Annotated in this window: 13 protein-coding genes and 1 pseudogene; 5 read left to right on the plus strand and 9 right to left on the minus strand. The window is 48.2% G+C overall.

All coding sequences use genetic code 11. The features are described from left to right. Positions 1 to 24: 24 nt before the first annotated feature. Positions 25 to 2,541 (minus strand): annotated as a pseudogene (locus DWY79_RS15940) (glutaminase domain-containing protein). 4 nt (positions 2,542 to 2,545) lie between these two features. After that, a complete protein-coding gene (locus tag DWY79_RS15945) occupies positions 2,546 to 3,229 on the minus strand; it encodes an SGNH/GDSL hydrolase family protein (protein ID WP_057326552.1) in 684 nt (227 codons plus the stop codon). A 132-nt stretch (positions 3,230 to 3,361) separates the two neighbouring features. Here DWY79_RS15945 and DWY79_RS15950 point away from each other — a divergent pair, with 132 nt between their 5' ends. After that, positions 3,362 to 4,546 (plus strand): dicarboxylate/amino acid:cation symporter, encoded by a 1,185-nt coding sequence (locus DWY79_RS15950; protein ID WP_122144684.1) that lies wholly within the window; start codon positions 3,362 to 3,364, stop codon positions 4,544 to 4,546. 75 nt (positions 4,547 to 4,621) lie between these two features. Here DWY79_RS15950 and DWY79_RS15955 read toward each other — a convergent pair whose 3' ends face one another. Further along, entirely contained in the window at positions 4,622 to 5,455 is an 834-nt protein-coding gene (locus DWY79_RS15955) for a helix-turn-helix domain-containing protein (protein WP_005862599.1), read from the minus strand. Between the two features lie 150 nt (positions 5,456 to 5,605). Between DWY79_RS15955 and DWY79_RS15960 the strand changes: the two genes are divergently transcribed. From DWY79_RS15960 to cysK, 4 genes are all read left to right on the plus strand, one after another. Further along, complete coding sequence (locus DWY79_RS15960; RefSeq protein WP_122369698.1) at positions 5,606 to 6,715, plus strand: efflux RND transporter periplasmic adaptor subunit; 1,110 nt, start codon at positions 5,606 to 5,608, stop codon at positions 6,713 to 6,715. 5 nt (positions 6,716 to 6,720) lie between these two features. After that, entirely contained in the window at positions 6,721 to 9,924 is a 3,204-nt protein-coding gene (locus DWY79_RS15965) for an efflux RND transporter permease subunit (RefSeq protein ID WP_122369700.1), read from the plus strand. A gap of 28 nt (positions 9,925 to 9,952) precedes the next feature. Further along, positions 9,953 to 11,317, plus strand: coding sequence for an efflux transporter outer membrane subunit (locus tag DWY79_RS15970; protein WP_044545221.1), 1,365 nt, complete (start codon positions 9,953 to 9,955; stop codon positions 11,315 to 11,317). A gap of 169 nt (positions 11,318 to 11,486) precedes the next feature. Then, on the plus strand, positions 11,487 to 12,434 hold the full coding sequence (gene cysK / locus DWY79_RS15975) for a cysteine synthase A (protein ID WP_122369702.1): 948 nt from the start codon (positions 11,487 to 11,489) through the stop codon (positions 12,432 to 12,434). Positions 12,435 to 12,564: 130 nt separating this feature from the next. Here cysK and hisB read toward each other — a convergent pair whose 3' ends face one another. The 6 genes from hisB to DWY79_RS16005 form a co-directional block, all read right to left on the minus strand. Further along, on the minus strand, positions 12,565 to 13,701 hold the full coding sequence (hisB, locus tag DWY79_RS15980) for a bifunctional histidinol-phosphatase/imidazoleglycerol-phosphate dehydratase HisB (RefSeq protein WP_122369704.1): 1,137 nt from the start codon (positions 13,699 to 13,701) through the stop codon (positions 12,565 to 12,567). After that, on the minus strand, positions 13,698 to 14,735 hold the full coding sequence (hisC, locus tag DWY79_RS15985) for a histidinol-phosphate transaminase (RefSeq protein WP_122369706.1): 1,038 nt from the start codon (positions 14,733 to 14,735) through the stop codon (positions 13,698 to 13,700). The genes hisB and hisC overlap by 4 nt, the downstream gene beginning before the upstream one ends. Beyond that, positions 14,732 to 16,012: a histidinol dehydrogenase gene (hisD, locus tag DWY79_RS15990; protein WP_122369708.1), complete on the minus strand. Its 1,281-nt coding sequence runs from the start codon at positions 16,010 to 16,012 to the stop codon at positions 14,732 to 14,734. Before hisD ends, hisC begins: the two co-directional genes overlap by 4 nt. Position 16,013: 1 nt before the next feature. Continuing rightward, positions 16,014 to 16,865 carry an ATP phosphoribosyltransferase gene (gene hisG, locus DWY79_RS15995; protein ID WP_005857196.1) on the minus strand — a complete coding sequence of 284 codons (852 nt, stop codon included), beginning with the start codon at positions 16,863 to 16,865 and terminating at the stop codon, positions 16,014 to 16,016. A gap of 243 nt (positions 16,866 to 17,108) precedes the next feature. Further along, a complete protein-coding gene (locus tag DWY79_RS16000) occupies positions 17,109 to 17,450 on the minus strand; it encodes a type II toxin-antitoxin system RelE/ParE family toxin (RefSeq protein ID WP_044544649.1) in 342 nt (113 codons plus the stop codon). Next, positions 17,440 to 17,706 (minus strand): hypothetical protein, encoded by a 267-nt coding sequence (locus DWY79_RS16005; protein WP_036615828.1) that lies wholly within the window; start codon positions 17,704 to 17,706, stop codon positions 17,440 to 17,442. Before DWY79_RS16005 ends, DWY79_RS16000 begins: the two co-directional genes overlap by 11 nt. Positions 17,707 to 17,722: the final 16 nt, after the last annotated feature.

The following is a 17,722-nucleotide window of genomic DNA, read 5'->3' on the forward strand; positions in this document are numbered from 1 at the left end:
CCCCTTCCATTTCTTAGAATAACATTATTTTCCTAGCTTCTTTTCCAGCATCTTCATAAAATATCCCCCGACAACCGAACGGGCTTGAAAACCTCGTTGCGTACCATCAGAAGTAAAATGCCAATCGCTTAGAGGAACACGTGAAGTCGTCTCGTTGGCATAGTTCCAGACCGGAATCATCAACGTATTAAAATCCTCCATCGATCCGGTCAAACAAGCGGACCATAAAATCCAGTCGGACTTCGTATAATCCTTCCGGTTATCCAACGGCAAACCGTATTTATTTTGCTTTGTCTTGTAATAAGCCATTTCCATAGCGGCAACCTCTTTCGGGAAGATATTCAAGTCCAGCAAGCGATCCCATACCAAGTTGTATTTCAGGCTCCAAGTACCCGGCTTATCGAAAGTCAAGCGGTAATGATCGCCATCATCTGCCATTTTTACCCACTTAGCGGCCATCTCACGGGCGGCTTCCGTATATTGCCTAGCGATATCCGTCTTGCCTAACATCTCCGCCAATTTCCCGTAGCCGGCAACTCCCATAATTGCCTTGATGGACAAATTCGTGTTATGGGCGAAATGCCCGGCGAAATCATCCGTACAAAGTTGGTTCTTCGGATCAAGGCCTTCCTTCAACAAGTAATTCGCCCATGTAGTCAAAACCTCCCAATGTTGGGCGGCATAATCGGCATTACCATCCACTACCGCTATGGCAGTCGCTAGCACAAGCATATTACCACTTTCTTCCACGGGCATATCGCCACCGTAGGTCTGACCGTTCGCAACGGGATATGTACCCACGTCGTGAGCCGGGAAAGGTTTCTTCCACAGTCCGCTCTCGCTATAATAGAAAATAGGGTTCATCATTCCTTTCAACAAATCCGTATTGTACACTAAGAATAAAGGAGCGGAAGGATACGTTATATCCACCGTTCCGATAGAACCGTTGCTGAAATTTTCTTTAGAGAGGAATAAGAGAGTCCCTTCTTTATCAGTCACCAATTTATGGGCGGCGATCGCCTGCCGATATGCGATAGCGCATAACTCGGCGTACTTCTTCCCTCCCACGGCACTCGTCTCGCTCATCAAAGAAGAATCAAAGGAACCGCAACGCCGCATCAGATCCTCGTAAGAAGCCTCCCCTTTCTCAAACGCCTGATGGATATCCACTTTCCCGTCGTGCTTCCAATAAGGCATCCGGTTGTCTTGGAAATACTGGATCGAATATAAATCATCGTAACCGATCATCAAATGTCCGGAGACGGTTTCCTTGGAGACCTTGCCGATCGGGTCCGTATAAGCGAGAACCGTCATTTGCTTGCGCATATCCGAAGAGATACTTTGCGATCCAGCCGGTAAATTACCAGTAGTCATGAAAGCTTTCTTCGTAGCATAATACTCGTCGATCGTTGCGGAGACTCCCGGTTTCTTTGGGATAGCCAAATAGAAATATCCCCAGTCAATCCGTACATCATCCCCGGTTTTCGCCAGAACCTCTTGATCGATTGTTCCTGTCTTTAGGTAAATTAAATTAGGGGTTTCCGTTTTCTCAAAAGTCACCTCTTGATCGATCGTATTCACGGCCCATTGCGGCGTGGCTTCCATATATAATTGCACATCGTGATCTTTACCATCGATGGAGCGGACTTGATAGGTTATATAATTAAACGGAGAGGTCATAGCTTCCAGATCATTCAGCAAGAAGGGAGCCGTGAAAATCAAGTCCAGACTTACACCACCGCACTCAAAGGTGTAGAATGTTTGCGTAGGCATCACGTTCACGGATTTCTGGATCGCTTTCTCATCGAACGTATCTCCTCATTTCACCTTCCGCATGATTCCCATATCCACATAAGCGCCTCCCCCATTGTTCCGGCAATGAGCGGCCAACACGTTACCCGTAGGCTTCAAGTTTTCCGCCACCGCTTCCGGTATCTCTTTCAGCAAATCATAGTCCAGACCATTCCCTGCCACGGCGATTTGCTTTCCATTTAGATACACCTCGATATTATCATCGTGCGAATATTGAAGGTAAAGAGCATCCTTTCGCGCATCCGAAGGCCAGTCAAACGTACGGCGTACCCAGATATCGCCCGTAGACCAAGGCGTGGAACGATTCGGATTATCTTCCGTTCCAAAAGCGGCTTTTCCCCGCTTCCAATCTTTCAGATCATAAGCCTCGGCGAACCAATCTCCGGCAGGCTGAGACATCGTATAATCGGCCTCCCATAGGCCATCCGAGGCCGTACCGATCACCGAGGTCACCTGTATATCGTCCATTCCCATGAAACGGAATGATTTACCATCTACCCGTATACTGCCCAGAAGCGGATAATCACGGCCGGTCCAATGCCGTACCGACTCATCATTCAATTGATCGGCAAACGACCATGCGCTTGTATAGGGATCGATCGTGACCAAAGGAACGGCAGGAGCACGTAAAGAGTTCTCTGCCGCCGCCGTATAGACTTCAGAAACTTTCACCTGCGTACAACTCAATAAGGCCGTACAACAAGATAAAGCCAATAAATAGTTTCTCATCCGCTTACTTTACGGTTTTATGAATGGCCTCCAATACGATCTTCTCCATGATCTTATAACCTTCCAAGGTCGGATGCACACCATCTTTCGACAGGTTAGCAGGCAATCCGTTTCGCTCATCTTTCATGGCGGAATGATAATCCACGTATGTCAAACCATTCTTATCCGCATACTCCTTGATCCATTTATTGAGCTGGATAACCTTATCGGCCGGTTGCATGCCCGGTCTCCAAGGAAAGTCATAAGCCGGCAATACGGAGCAGAAAATCACCTTGATATGATTCGCCTTCGCCAATTCCGCCATGGAGACCAAGTTCCCAAACACGTTTTCCAAGGCGATCACACCATTATTGTGAGCGATATCATTGATTCCCGCCAAGATTACCACGGCTTTCGGCTTCAAATTAATAACGTCTTGGCGAAAACGCACTAACATCTCCGAGGTTGTCTGTCCGCTGATCCCACGGTCTACGAAATTATTCTGGATAAAGAAGGTCGAATCCGCCGGCCACCATCCGTCTGTAATGGAGTTCCCCATAAATACCACATTAGAAGGGACTTTCACGGTCTTGTTAGCCTTCGCATAACGACCAAACTGAGCCCAATCCCCTTTCTCGGTCTGGGCAAATAACGTAGTGGTAGCCAATAAACAGCCCGCTACTAGTAAAGCTTGTTTCATGTTTTTCATATTACTTGATTATAAAATACAAACCAACGATCTTGTTTTCATCAAACAAAAGTAATCAAAATTGTCCACCCACCCATTCACACAAGAAAATATCTTATATTTGCTGTCATTGAAAAATAAAAACATCCGAATATGCTGAAAAAGATTCTTTCCAACACGATCGTACGGTTGATACTGGCCGTCTTGATCGGACTTCTGGTTGGGCTTGTCGTAAACGAGCCTGTGTTAAAAGCGGTCATGATCATAAAACAAATTACGGGACAGATTATTTTCTTCTTGGTTCCGTTGATCATTCTAGGATTCGTGGCACCATCCATCGCCCGCTTAAAAAGCAACGCATCCAAAGTCTTATTATTCGCTTTTAGTATCGCATACCTGTCATCGGTTGGCGCCGCTACCTTTGGCGCCGTTGTGGGTTACGAGTTAATACCGCATTTGCATATTCAAACCGCCTCGGAAGATCTAAAAGACATCCCTCCCATGTTGTTTAATCTAGAGATTCCGCCAGTGATGAGCGTTATGTCGGCATTGGTATTGGCCGTGATGCTGGGACTTTCTACCGCATGGGTTAAATCCGAGGAGATGGAGAGGTTGCTGGAAGTATTCCAGAACATGGTGCTTAAATTGGTAGAACGGGTCTTGATGCCGGTGTTGCCGCTTTTCATCGCCGCGAATTTCTGTGTCCTCAGTTATGAGGGGGCGATTACGAAGCAGTTGCCTATCTTTTTATCCGTCCTGTTGATTGTCATCATTTGCCATTACATCTGGTTGACCTTACTGTATGTAGTCGCATCGATTTACTCCCGGAAAAATAGCTGGGGCGTATTGAAATACTACGGACCCGCTTATTTGACAGCCTTAGGCACCATGTCATCCGCCGCCACCTTGGGCACGGCCTTGACCTGCGCCAAGAAAAGCAAGATTTTGCGAGAGGAAGTAATTGACGTGACTGTCCCCCTGTTCGCGAACATCCATCTATGCGGCTCTATCTTGACGGAAGTGTTTTTCGTATTGACCGTCTCACAAATATTATATGGAAGTATGCCGGACTTCACGACCATGCTCGTATTTATCATCTTGCTTGGTTTCTTCGCGATCGGCGCTCCCGGCGTACCGGGCGGTACGGTGCTCGCCTCATTGGGCTTGATCATCGCTATTCTAGGTTTCGACGAGGCAGGAACGGCATTATTGCTTACGATATTCGCTTTGCAAGACAGCTTCGGTACGGCTTGCAACGTGACGGGAGATGGTGCCCTTACCTTAATCACGGATACGTTCGATCAAGGGCAAACGGAAAAGGCTTCCACGGCTTTATAAGAACAAACTTCCATGGTGTCTTTTTGTAGATATGGTTGATTCTTTAAGAGTCAACCATATCTACAAAAAGACATATCACTTCCTTTTCATTCGATACTCTATGGGTGACTCCCCGGTATGCTTCTTGAAATACCGTCCCAGATAGGATTGGCTGGGAAAGTTCAAGTGATTCGTTATCTCCTGCACGGTCATTTCCGTGGTACGCAACAACACCTTTGTCTCCAATATGATATGCCGGTCTATAATGGTCTTCGCCGACTCGCCCGTCACTTGCCGGGTGATAGTGGAGAGATAACGGGGAGAGATACAAAGCTCGTTCGCATAGAAAGAGACCTCTTTCTGGTCGAGATAATGGGCATGGATGCAATTGATGAACTTATGGAACAACTCCTCCCCACGGTTGCACCCATTTTGCTGGCGGCTCGAGAAGGAGTACCTTGTCTTATCATACATATTAAGGAAGAAGCATTGCAACTGGTTTTTCACGATCATATCACGGTACACGTTATCCCGATCCATGTAAATCAGCCAAAACAGCCGGATGATCACGTTTATGGTCTCCTCTTGATCGGCGGGATGCGTATAGCAAGGATTATCTTTTATGAAGCGGAAAAAGGGCGGATCCAGCCGGAATACGGCCTCGTCGAACAAGACCTTCGAAAAGGATATATATTGTACCTTGAAATCCTCGCTACTCGCGTTCAACGTCAGGATCGTATCCGGTATCAATACGATCACCGTGTTGCGCCGGATATCCCATCGGCTCAAATCGACGGATATATTCGCCGTTCCTTTATAGCAAAATAAGATCATGCCATATCCGCTCTTGTAAGGACGATCCAATAACTCCCTCAAATCGGAATCGCCTATTATGAACGACTCTCCTCTCTCTATCTCAAATGGATTCATATGTCTACTATTTTGCCCGCAAATATAAGAGATCATTAGCATATAACGGATCATTTCATCTCAAAATGAACAATCACCGCCTCATTGTGGAAACAATGGTTCGCCGATAAGCGAGTAGCTTTGCATCCGAAAATATAGGTATTAGTTAAGATGAAAAAGCAAAATCGATTGATGAAGACTGCGATCGCCTTATGGTGTATCGTAGCTGTTGGGTGTAAACAAAACCCTGTAATCCAACAAAGTTCAGGGTATGCGACAATGACTGTATCCACTTCGGAGAAGACTTTGTCCAATAATTACTCGGCGAGTATTCGAGGAAAACAGGATATTGATATTTATCCGCAAGTATCCGGTTTTATTACAAAGCTTTGCGTAGCAGAAGGCGAGAGCGTAAAAAAAGGACAAGTCCTATTTATTATTGATCAAGTTCCTTATGAAGCGGCCTTAAACACCGCCATTGCGAACGTAGAGGCCGCTAAGGCATCTGTAGCGACAGCGCAACTGACCTACGAGAGTAAACAAGAATTGTATAAGAACAAAGTAGTTTCCGAGTTCGACCTAAAGACCGCCTACAACACACTACTCTCGGCAAAAGCCCAATTAGCCCAAGCGGAGGCACAAGAGGTGAACGCCCGTAACAACCTTTCTTACACGGAAGTGAAAAGCCCCTCGAACGGCGTCATCGGAACCCTGCCTTATCGTGTAGGCGCATTAGTAAGCGCAAGCCTACCCAAACCGCTCACCACGGTATCGGACAATTCCGAAATGTATGTGTATTTCTCCATGACCGAGAACCAGCTATTGGCCTTGACCCGTCAATACGGCTCGAAAGACAAAGCCTTGGAGAATATGCCCGAGATCGAGCTTCAGTTGAACGATAAATCGCTTTATCCCCAAACGGGAAAGATCGAGACGATCAGCGGCGTTATCGATCAAAACACCGGAACGGTCAGCTTGCGTGCCGCATTCCCGAACGAGGAGCAATTATTGAATAGCGGAGGCTCCGGGAATGTGATCATTCCGGTTACATACGATAACTGCGTCGTAATTCCCCAAGCCGCCACGTTCGAGATCCAAGACCGGGTATTTGTCTTCAAGGTAGTAGACGGCAAGACGCAATCCGCCCCCGTAGAAGTGACCCGTGTGAACGGAGGACAAGAGTATATCGTAAACGCCGGATTGAATAGCGGTGACGTGATCGTAGCCGAAGGCGTGGGTTTATTACGTGAAGGAACACCGATTGAAGTAAAACAAAATTAAGAACAATGAAAGTTAGCACATTTATAGAACGCCCCGTACTCTCCGCCGTGATTTCCATCACGATTATGGTAGCGGGTATCATTGGGCTTTTCACCTTGCCCGTAGAACAATATCCGGATATCGCCCCTCCTACCGTTATGGTCAGTACGACTTACTTCGGGGCGAATGCCGAGACCATGCAGAAAAGTGTCGTAGCCCCTTTGGAAGAGGCGATCAACGGCGTGGAAGATATGACCTACATGACCTCCACGGCTACCAACTCCGGTACCGCCACGATCACGATCTATTTCCAACAAGGAACCGATCCGGACATGGCCGCCGTAAACGTACAGAACCGTGTATCGAAAGCGACCGGACAATTGCCGGCCGAGGTTACCCAAGTAGGTGTCACGACTTCCAAGCGCCAGACCAGTATGTTACAGATCTTCTCGCTCTATAGCCCGGACGGTTCTTATGACGAGAACTTCCTCAGTAATTACATCAGCATCAACCTGAAACCAGAGATCCTTCGTATCTCCGGAGTCGGCGAGTTGATGGTTATGGGTGGCGATTACAGTATGCGTATCTGGATGAAGCCCGACGTTATGGCCCAATACAAATTGATCCCCTCGGACGTGACCTCCGTGTTGGCCGAGCAAAATATTGAGTCCGCCACGGGTTCTTTGGGCGAGAACTCGGACGAGACCTATCAATACACCATGAAATATAGCGGTCGCCTACTTACTCCGGAGGAATTCGGCGAGATCGTGATTCGCTCCACCGAGGATGGCGAGGTATTGAAGCTAAAAGAGATAGCGGACATCGAGCTGGGTCAAGAAAGTTATGCCTATATCGGACAAACAAACGGTAAGCCGGGTATCTCCTGTATGGTTTTCCAGACAGCTGGATCGAACGCCACGGAGGTGAATAATAAGATCGACGATTTTCTCGAGGAAGCCTCGAAAGACTTCCCGAAAGGTATCGAGGTCGTAAAATTGATGAGTACGAATGATTTCTTGTACGCCTCGATCCATGAGGTTGTAAAAACCTTGATAGAGGCCATTATCCTCGTTATCCTTGTGGTATATGTCTTCTTGCAGGATATCCGTTCTACGCTGATTCCGTTGGTAGCGATCGTAGTTTCCTTGATCGGTACGTTCGCCTTTATGACGGTCGCCGGATTTAGTATTAACTTGATCACTTTATTCGCTTTGGTATTGGTGATTGGTACGGTGGTGGACGACGCAATCGTTGTCGTAGAGGCAGTCCAAGCCCGGTTCGACGTTGGATATAAGTCCTCTTATATGGCTAGTATGGACGCGATGAAAGGATTGACATCCGCCATCGTCTCTACTTCATTGGTATTTATGGGCGTGTTTATCCCGGTATCGTTTATGAGCGGTACATCCGGTACATTCTATACGCAGTTCGGTTTGACGATGGCAGCGGCCGTAGGTATCTCTACCGTTAACGCATTAACGTTAAGCCCGGCGCTTTGCGCTATCTTATTGAAGCCTTACATCAACGAGGACGGCACCCAAAAGAATAACTTCGCCGCCCGCTTCCGTAAGGCGTTCAACGCCGCATTCGATTCGATGATCGCGAAATATAAGCATGGGGTATTGTTCTTTATCAAACGGAGATGGCTGGCTTGGTCGCTGTTGGCATGCTCCATCGTATTACTTATCGTCTTGATGAACACGACAAAATCCAGTTTGGTGCCCGATGAGGATCAAGGTACGGTCTTTGTCAACGTAAGTACGGCCTCCGGAAGCTCCTTGGCTATGACTAACAAGATCATGACGAATATCGAGCAACGGATCAACCAGATTCCACAGCTTCAATCTTATTCCAAGGTTTCCGGTTATGGTTTGCTGGCCGGACAAGGTAGCTCTTTCGGTATGTTCATCTTGAAACTAAAACATTGGGATGAGCGCCCGGACAAGGAAGATAACGTACAAGCCGTGATCGGACAGGTATATGGCCGTACAGCAGATATCAAGGACGCTACGATTTTTGCCATCGCCCCGGCCATGATCCCCGGATATGGTATGGGTAACGCATTGGAAATGCATACGCAAGACAAGGCCGGTGGAGACTTAACGACCTTCTTTAACACGACCCAGCAATATCTCGCCGCCTTGCGTGAACGGCCCGAGATCGCTACGGCTTACTCTACCTTCGATATCAAGTACCCGCAATGGCGCGTGGATGTGGACGCGGCGAAATGCAAACGGGCCGGAATCACTCCGGATGCTGTTCTATCAACCCTTTCCGGTTATTACGGAGGGCAATATGTGTCGAATATCAACCGTTTCTCGAAGGTGTATAAGGTGATGATACAGTCCGATCCTAAATATCGTCTGGATGAGGCCTCCTTGAATAATACGTTCGTACGCATGTCGAACGGCGAGATGGCACCGCTTAGTCAGTTTATCACCTTGACCAAGGTATACGGTGCCGAATCTTTAGCCCGTTTCAACATGTATAATTCGATCGCCGTCAATGCCGTACCGGCCAATGGATATAGCTCCGGGGATGCTATCAAGGCGGTAAAAGAGACAGCGGTCACTTCGCTTCCGAAAGGATATGGCTACGACTTCGGTAGTATCACCCGTGAGGAGAACCAGCAGAGTAATACGACCATTATCATCTTCGGTATCTGTATCTTGATGATTTATTTGATCCTAAGTGCCTTGTACGAGAGTTTCCTTGTTCCTTTCGCCGTGATTCTTTCCGTACCGATGGGTTTGATGGGTAGTTTCTTGTTCGCTAAGTTCATGGGATTGGAGAATAACATTTATCTGCAAACCGGTTTGATCATGTTGATCGGATTGTTGGCGAAGACCGCCATCTTATTGACAGAGTACGCTACCCAACGCCGCCTGTCCGGTATGAGCCTGACTTCAGCCGCTCTTAGCGCGGCAAAGGTTCGTCTGCGCCCGATCTTGATGACCGCTCTTACGATGATATTCGGTTTGCTGCCATTGATCGTTTCCAACGGCGTAGGCGCTAATGGAAACCGCTCGTTGGGAACCGGTGCCGTTGGCGGTATGTTGATCGGTACATTGGCTTTGTTATTTATCGTGCCTTGCTTATTCATCACGTTCCAATACCTGCAAGAGAAACTACGCCCGATCCAATTCGAGCGTTCCCTTGATTGGCAGGTGCAAGAAGAGGTAAAAGAGGCCGCCGAAGAAAGAAAAGAATATTTAGATAGCAAGAAATAATCTATCCAATTGTATATATATAATGTATATGAAGAATAACATCATACTCTTTGCCGTAGCGACGCTAGCGTTGAATAGCTGCGGCATTTACAAGAAATACGAGCCTGTCGCCACCCTCCCGGAGAATCTATATCGGGAGGAGATAGCCCCGGCAGATACCTTCTCCATCGGGAATATCAGTTGGCGGGACCTATTCACCGATCCGGCCTTGCAATCCTTGATCGAACGGGGATTAGCCAATAATACAGATCTGCGGATCGCCCATCTAAAGGTACAAGAAGCTGAGGCGGCGTTAATGACCTCCCGCCTCTCCTACCTCCCGTCGCTCTCCCTAGATCCACAGGGCACGACAAGTAGCTTTGATAAGGCGAAAGCGTCGTGGACATACAACGTCCCGGTATCGGCCAGTTGGGAGGTCGATATCTTCGGCCGGCTGACAAACGCCAAACGACAAGCGAAAGCCGCCTTGTCGCAAAGCCAAGCGTATAGCCAAGCCGTACAAACACAACTGATCGCCAATATCGCCAATTTATATTATACCTTATTGATGCTGGACCGGCAATACGAGATCACGACAGAAACCGCCGTGAAATGGCAAGAAAGCCTTCGTACCACCCAAGCATTAATGGCAGCCGGCATGACTACCGAGGCGGCCGTATCGCAAACCGAGGCTACTTGCTACTCCATCGAGACCTCTGTTAAGGATCTGGAACAGACCATCCGGGAGACCGAGAATACACTTGCCGTCTTATTGGGAGAGACACCTCAGGATATTGAGCGAGGAAGGTTGGAAGACCAATCCTTAACCCCGGATCTGGCTATCGGTATCCCGGTACAGATGCTCTCGAACCGTCCGGATGTACGTAGCGCCGAGTACGCATTGGCGCAAGCGTTCTACGGGACAGCCTCCGCACGCTCCAATTTTTATCCCTCGCTACGTCTTAGCGGCAGCGCGGGATGGACAAACAGCGCAGGTAGTTACATCGTAAATCCGGGTAAACTATTACTATCGGCGGTCGGCTCCCTCACGCAACCGCTATTTAACAAAGGAGCGAATATCGCCCAATTGAAAATAGCGAAAGCGCAGCAAGAAGAGGCCAAGCTCACTTTCCAACAAACCGTGCTCAACGCCGGAAAAGAGGTGAACGACGCACTTACCCAAGCCCAGACCGCAAAGGGAAAGATCGACTTGCGTACACACCAAATCGAATCGCTTGAAGATGCCGTCCGTAGCACCCAATTGCTGATGACGCATGGAAACACCACTTATCTGGAAGTGCTCACGGCACAGCAAACCCTGCTCAGCGCCCAGCTCTCCCAAGTAACGGATCGTTTTGACGAGCTTCAAGCCACCGTAAACCTCTACCAAGCCTTAGGAGGAGGCAGACATTAAAGATAGTCCTTTCAGACTTGTATATAATTATGATTGTAACCTCCTTTTGTGCGTGACGCATAGAAGGAGGTAAAAAAATACCCGGTTTATGGTATATGCCGTAAACAATCCATCCACTATCTTTGTCATATAAATAAAAGAATCCAGAAACAACAAAATTCATTTGTATATGGCAAGAATAGCAAGACAACTGACCGACCTTGTCGGCAACACTCCCCTGTTGGAGTTCTCTAATTTCAACGCGAGCAAGGGCCTTAAAGCCCAAGTAATCGGCAAGCTGGAATATTTCAACCCGGCTGGTAGCGTAAAAGACCGCATCGCCTTGGCGATGATCGAGGACGCCGAGGCTAAAGGCTTGTTGAAACCCGGCGCTACCATTATCGAACCGACCAGCGGTAATACCGGAGTCGGACTCGCTTTTGTCTCCGCCTCGAAAGGCTACAAATTAATCCTGACCATGCCGGAAACCATGAGTGCCGAGCGTCGTAATTTATTGAAAGCGTTAGGTGCCCGGCTCGTCCTCACCCCCGGGGCGGAAGGCATGAAAGGAGCCATCGCCAAAGCGGAGGAACTGCGTGACGCAACTCCCGGTTCCATCATCCTACAACAATTCGAGAATCCCGCTAACCCGGCCGTACATATCCGTACGACCGCCGAAGAGATCTGGCGTGATACGGATGGTAAAGTCGATCTGTTTGTAGCCGGCGTAGGAACTGGAGGCACGGTCAGCGGTGTCGGTGCCGGATTGAAAGCTCACAACCCGAACGTACAAATCGTAGCGGTAGAGCCTAGCGATTCACCGGTACTTTCCGGAGGCAAACCCGGCCCGCACAAGATACAGGGCATCGGAGCCGGCTTTATCCCCAAGACCTACAACGGGGAGGTAGTTGACAAGATCCTGCAAGTAACGAACGATGACGCTATCCGTACCAGCCGGGAACTGGCCGGGAAGGAAGGGTTGCTGGTAGGAATATCTTCCGGCGCCGCTGTATACGCCGCCGTGGAACTAGCTAAACTTCCGGAGAATGAGGGAAAAACGATCGTGGCGTTGCTTCCGGACACAGGAGAAAGGTATCTCTCCACGGTTCTATATGCTTTCGAGGAATATCCTCTATAGGCTTTTATCGGTTTATCTGATGTCATAGAATCTGAGTCGAAAACACTATAGTGTTCGTGGATAAACACAATAGTATTCAGACTAAAACACTACTGTATTCGTGCACAAATACAGTAGTGTTTTTTACAGATTACAAGAGCCCTTTCGTACTCGGTAGCTCAAACCGATAAATATCTCGTCGGATCGCCATCTTGATCGAGCGGGCCAAAGCCTTGAAGATACCTTCTATCTTATGATGCTCGTTCGTACCCTCGGCACGGATATTCAAATTCATGCGAGCAGCGTCGCTCAAGCTCTTGAAGAAATGGAGGAACATCTCCGTAGGCATATCCCCTACTTTCTCACGGTGGAACTCAGCGTCCCAAACCAACCAAGGACGGCCACCGAAATCCAGCGCCACGCTACACAAGCAATCGTCCATCGGAAGGCAATACCCATAACGCTCGATCCCTCGCTTATCACCCAGCGCTTTCAGCATCGCCTCGCCAAGGGCGATCGCCGTATCCTCTATCGTATGATGCTCGTCGACTTCCAGGTCGCCTTTTACCCGTACCGTCAGGTCCGTACCAGAATGCTTACCGATCTGGTCCAACATATGATCGAAGAAACCAAGCCCGGTAGAGATCGATGTCTTTCCGGTTCCATCCAGATTCCAGTCCACATAAATATCCGTCTCCTTCGTGGCACGCCGTACGACAGCACGACGCTCGCCAGCAAACAGATACTCGGTGATTTTATCCCAATCATCCGTGATATAAACGGGAGACAATGAGGTAGCGTAAGCCGCCAACTCACTCTCCGCTCCCTCCTCCGGGCGCAACCAGATACCTTTAGCGCCCAGATTATGGGCCAACTCCATATCCGTAAGGCGATCCCCGATCACGAAACTATTCTCCAGATCGTATTCACCTGTCATATATTTCGTAAGCATTCCCGTACGAGGCTTACGATTCGGGGAATTATCCTCGGGAAAGGAAGGATCGATCAATATATCATCAAACACGATCCCCTCACCTTCCAGCGTTTTTAGCATCAAGTTATGGGCAGGCCAGAAAGTCTCCTCCGGGAAAGAGGGCGTACCCAGCCCGTCTTGGTTGGAGACCATCACGAACTCGAAATCCAACCGCTCGCGAATGAAATAGAGGTTACGCATCACCTTCGGGACAAACTCTAGTTTCTCCAAGCTATCCAATTGATAATCTACGGGCGGCTCTTTTACAAGCGTGCCGTCTCGATCGATAAACAACGCTCTTTTCCTCGTGCTCATAATTTCATGTTTTTCATCGCGTTCAATAAGCTATCATTCTCTTTCGGCGTACCGATCGTAATACGAAGGCAACCCCGGCATTTCTGCACGTTGCTACGGTTACGCACTACGATCCCTTTCTTCACGAGCCCATTATACATGGCATCCGCCTTGCCGACATTCACCAACAAGAAATTAGCGTCCGAGGGATATACTTGATAGGAGAAAGGGGGCTCGGACAGGATCTTCTCCAACCGGTTACGCTCCGTGAGGATCTCGTTCACTTGGTGCTTCATGGTCGCCTCGTCGCTCAAGAGCTCCAAAGCTTTCTCCTGCGTAAGTTGGTTGACGTTATACGGATATTTGATCTTATTCAAGACACCGATAATCTCCGGAGAGGCGAATGCCATACCCAAACGAATACCTGCCGCTCCCCACGCTTTCGATAAGGTTTGAAGAACGATCAGATTCGGGAACCCGGATAATTCCTTCAAGAAAGAGGGATAAGCGGAGAAGTCGATATAAGCCTCATCGATCACCACGATTCCTTCATAATTCTTCAATATCTTATAGATCGAGCCACGATCCAGGCTGTTGCCACTGGGGTTATTCGGGGAACATAGGAAGATCACTTTAGTCCACTCGTCCGCCGATTCCAACACTCGGTCAGCGTCCAAGTCGAAATTCTCGTCCAAAGAGACCCTGCGACATTCCACGTTATTTACATTCGCAGCCACCTCATACATACCATACGACGGCGAGATCGTCACCACACTATCCAACCCCGGCTCGCAAAAGGCACGGATCACCAGATCGATAGCCTCGTCGCTGCCATTGCCCAAGAAGATCGAGCTACGATCCACGCCTTTCAGTACGGCCAAACGATCCTTCAATTTCCACTGCAAGGGATCGGGATAACGGTTATACGGCACATTCCACGGATTCTCATTCGCGTCCAGAAAAACGGAGGCATCCCCATGAAACTCATCACGTGCGGATGAATACGGTTTCAAATTCCAGACATTCGGTCTTACTAAATCTTTCAGGTCTTTCATATCGTGTTCAGTCTAATTGTTACTGCGTTGCGGTGAGCATCCAGATGCTCGTTGGCCGCCATGGTTTGGATCGTGCTACCCAAGGCACGGATACCATCGGAAGAGATCTCTTGGAAAGTGATCTTCTTGATGAAACTATCCAAGTTTACGCCGCTATATGCCTTGGCATAACCGTTGGTCGGCAAGGTATGATTCGTGCCGGAAGCATAATCGCCTGCGCTTTCCGGAGTATATGGACCCATAAAGACACTGCCGGCGTTCTCGATTCGCTCCGCGATAGCGGTGTAATCCGCTGTTTGGATAATCAAGTGCTCGGGAGCGTATTGGTTCGTGAAGTCCACGACTTCCCGCGAATCTTTCAATACGATGATACGGCTGTGCGCTAACGATTTCTCGGTAATCTCCTTTCGGGGCAAACGATCGAGTTGCTCTTGGATGGCACGGGCCACGGGTTCCACGATCGTTTCCGAAGCGGTTACGAGGATCGCTTGGCTATCCACTCCATGCTCGGCCTGCGAGAGGAAATCGGCGGCGATAAAATCGGGATTCGCTGTCTCGTCCGCGATCACCTCTACCTCGGACGGACCGGCGGGCATATCGATGGCGACTTCTTTTAGGCTTACTAATTGCTTCGCCGCCGTCACGTATTGATTACCGGGGCCAAAGATCTTATACACCTTGGGGACCGATTCCGTCCCATAGGCCATCGCCGCTATCGCTTGGATTCCTCCGGCCTTGAATATCTTACTTACACCCGCGACCTCCGCGGCAAACAGGATAGCGGGATGCACTTTCCCTTCCCGGTTCGGTGGCGTACATAATACGATCTCCTTGCATCCGGCGATACGTGCGGGCACTGCCAACATCAATACCGTGGAAAACAAAGGCGCCGTTCCGCCCGGAATATATAAACCGACTTTCTCGATCGCTACCGCTTTCTGCCAACAAGTGACTCCCGGGGTAGTCTCCACTTTCTTTCCCTCGAAACGCTGTGAGGCATGGAACTTCTCGATATTCGCCTTTGCCGTACGGATCGCCTGTTTCAAGTCCTCAGTGACCAAGGCGTCCGCTTCCCGCATCTCCTCTTCCGAGACTTGAAGGGAGGAAAGGAGCACTTTATCAAACTTTTCCTCATACGCTTTTACGGCAGTGTCACCCTGCTCGCGTACCTCGTCCAATACCGTACGGACCGTATCGAACAAGGTGGTTACATCTAATGCGGGACGTTTGATTAGTGAGCTCCATTCCTCACGTCCGGGATATTTTATAATCTCCATATTATACAATCATTTTCTCGATCGGAAGCACCAAGATGCCCTCAGCCCCCAATGATTTTAGCTTACCAATAATTTCCCAGAAATGCTTCTCGGCGATCACGGATTGAACAGAGACCCATTCATCGTTTGCCAAAGGCGTTATGGTCGGGCTCTTCATACCGGGAAGCACCTCGATAATCTCATCCAGCTTTTCTTTCGGAGCGTTCAGCAACACGTACTTCTTGCCCTCGGCGACTTGAATCGCCTCGAAGCGGAATAGAAGCTCATCCAAGATCTCCAGTTTCTCTTTGGATAGATTATTGTTGGCAATCAATAAAGCCTCACAAGGAAGGACTACCTCCACTTCTCTCAATTGATTGCTTACCAAAGTGCTACCAGAGCTTACGATATCAAAGATAGCGTCCGCCAAACCAATGCCCGGGGCGATTTCCACAGAGCCGCTGATTACATGAATATCCGCCTTCACGCCTCTCTCCTCTAAGAAAGACCGTAGGATCACGGGATAGGAAGTAGCGATCGTTTTTCCCTCAAACCATTCAGCCCCCTTATATTCCTCATCTTTTGGGATCGCTAAGGATAGACGGCACTTGCTAAAGCCCAGACGCTTGATCAATTTCGCCTCTTGCCCTTTCTCCACGTACTCGTTCTCTCCGACAATACCAATATCTGCCACACCGTTAGCCACAGACTGAGGAATATCATCATCACGAAGGAATAATACCTCTACCGGAAAACCTTTTGCCGATAATAACAGAATGCGTTTGCCCCTGTTTAGTTTAATACCCGCTTCTTCAAGCAACATCATGGTCTCGTCGTACAGACGGCCTTTCGATTGTACTGCGATTCTCAACATAACTATATCTTATTTTTATATTATAAATATCAACAAAAAAGGCTTACCGCAAAACGGCAAGCCTTTATCTTTTTATCATGAGTACATACATACCATTCAGCCCACCGAACTATCGCCCGCTGTAATGATGATGGTGATGTAATGTAGTCGTTATTTTCATTTCTTTTGTTATTTACGTCGCAAAGTTACAATAATAATCGAAAGAACAAATATTTCTGACAAAATATTATCACAATATCTATATTACTTCAATCCGTTCTTACGGAGCAACTCTTCTATCTCTTTCAAGCTTATAGATTCACGTTCTGCTTTGTCGTAGATGTAGAGCAAGTTGATCTCTGTCTCATCGATGGCTACCACTACCGTAAAAGAGATAACCCTTGCCCCACCGCTTTTGCCTCGTCCTTTGGAAGAGATACGCATACGGATTTTACGAAGGCCGTTGCCGAGATCGGTCCCGATCTGGGGATTCGCATAGATCTCTTCCTGAAACTCTATCAAATCCGATTTCAATGAAGGATAACGTTTGCTCAAACGTTTTACCTCTTTTTCAAACGACTTGTCAAATACTATGCTATAATTCATTGATAAGTTCTTCTAAATGTTTCGCTCTCTTTCCACTACGCTTACGCTCTTGCATCTCTTTCAGCCCGGCATCAATCCCTGCCAAGATTTCTTCCTTGCTAATATATTCCGTTTCTTCCTCTTCGGCTTTTGTCCTAATTTTATTGTTCAGCTTTTTCAGATAGTTCTTCACACGGTTGAGCGTGTCTTTATCATCGATGCTTAACAATTCTTCGACCAAATCCATCTTTAGGCATTTTAGTTCCATTGCCGTCATACAAATACTCCTTTCT

It is taken from the genome of Parabacteroides sp. AF27-14 (genome assembly GCF_003635425.1).
GTDB classification, from domain to species: Bacteria; Bacteroidota; Bacteroidia; order Bacteroidales; family Tannerellaceae; genus Parabacteroides; species Parabacteroides distasonis.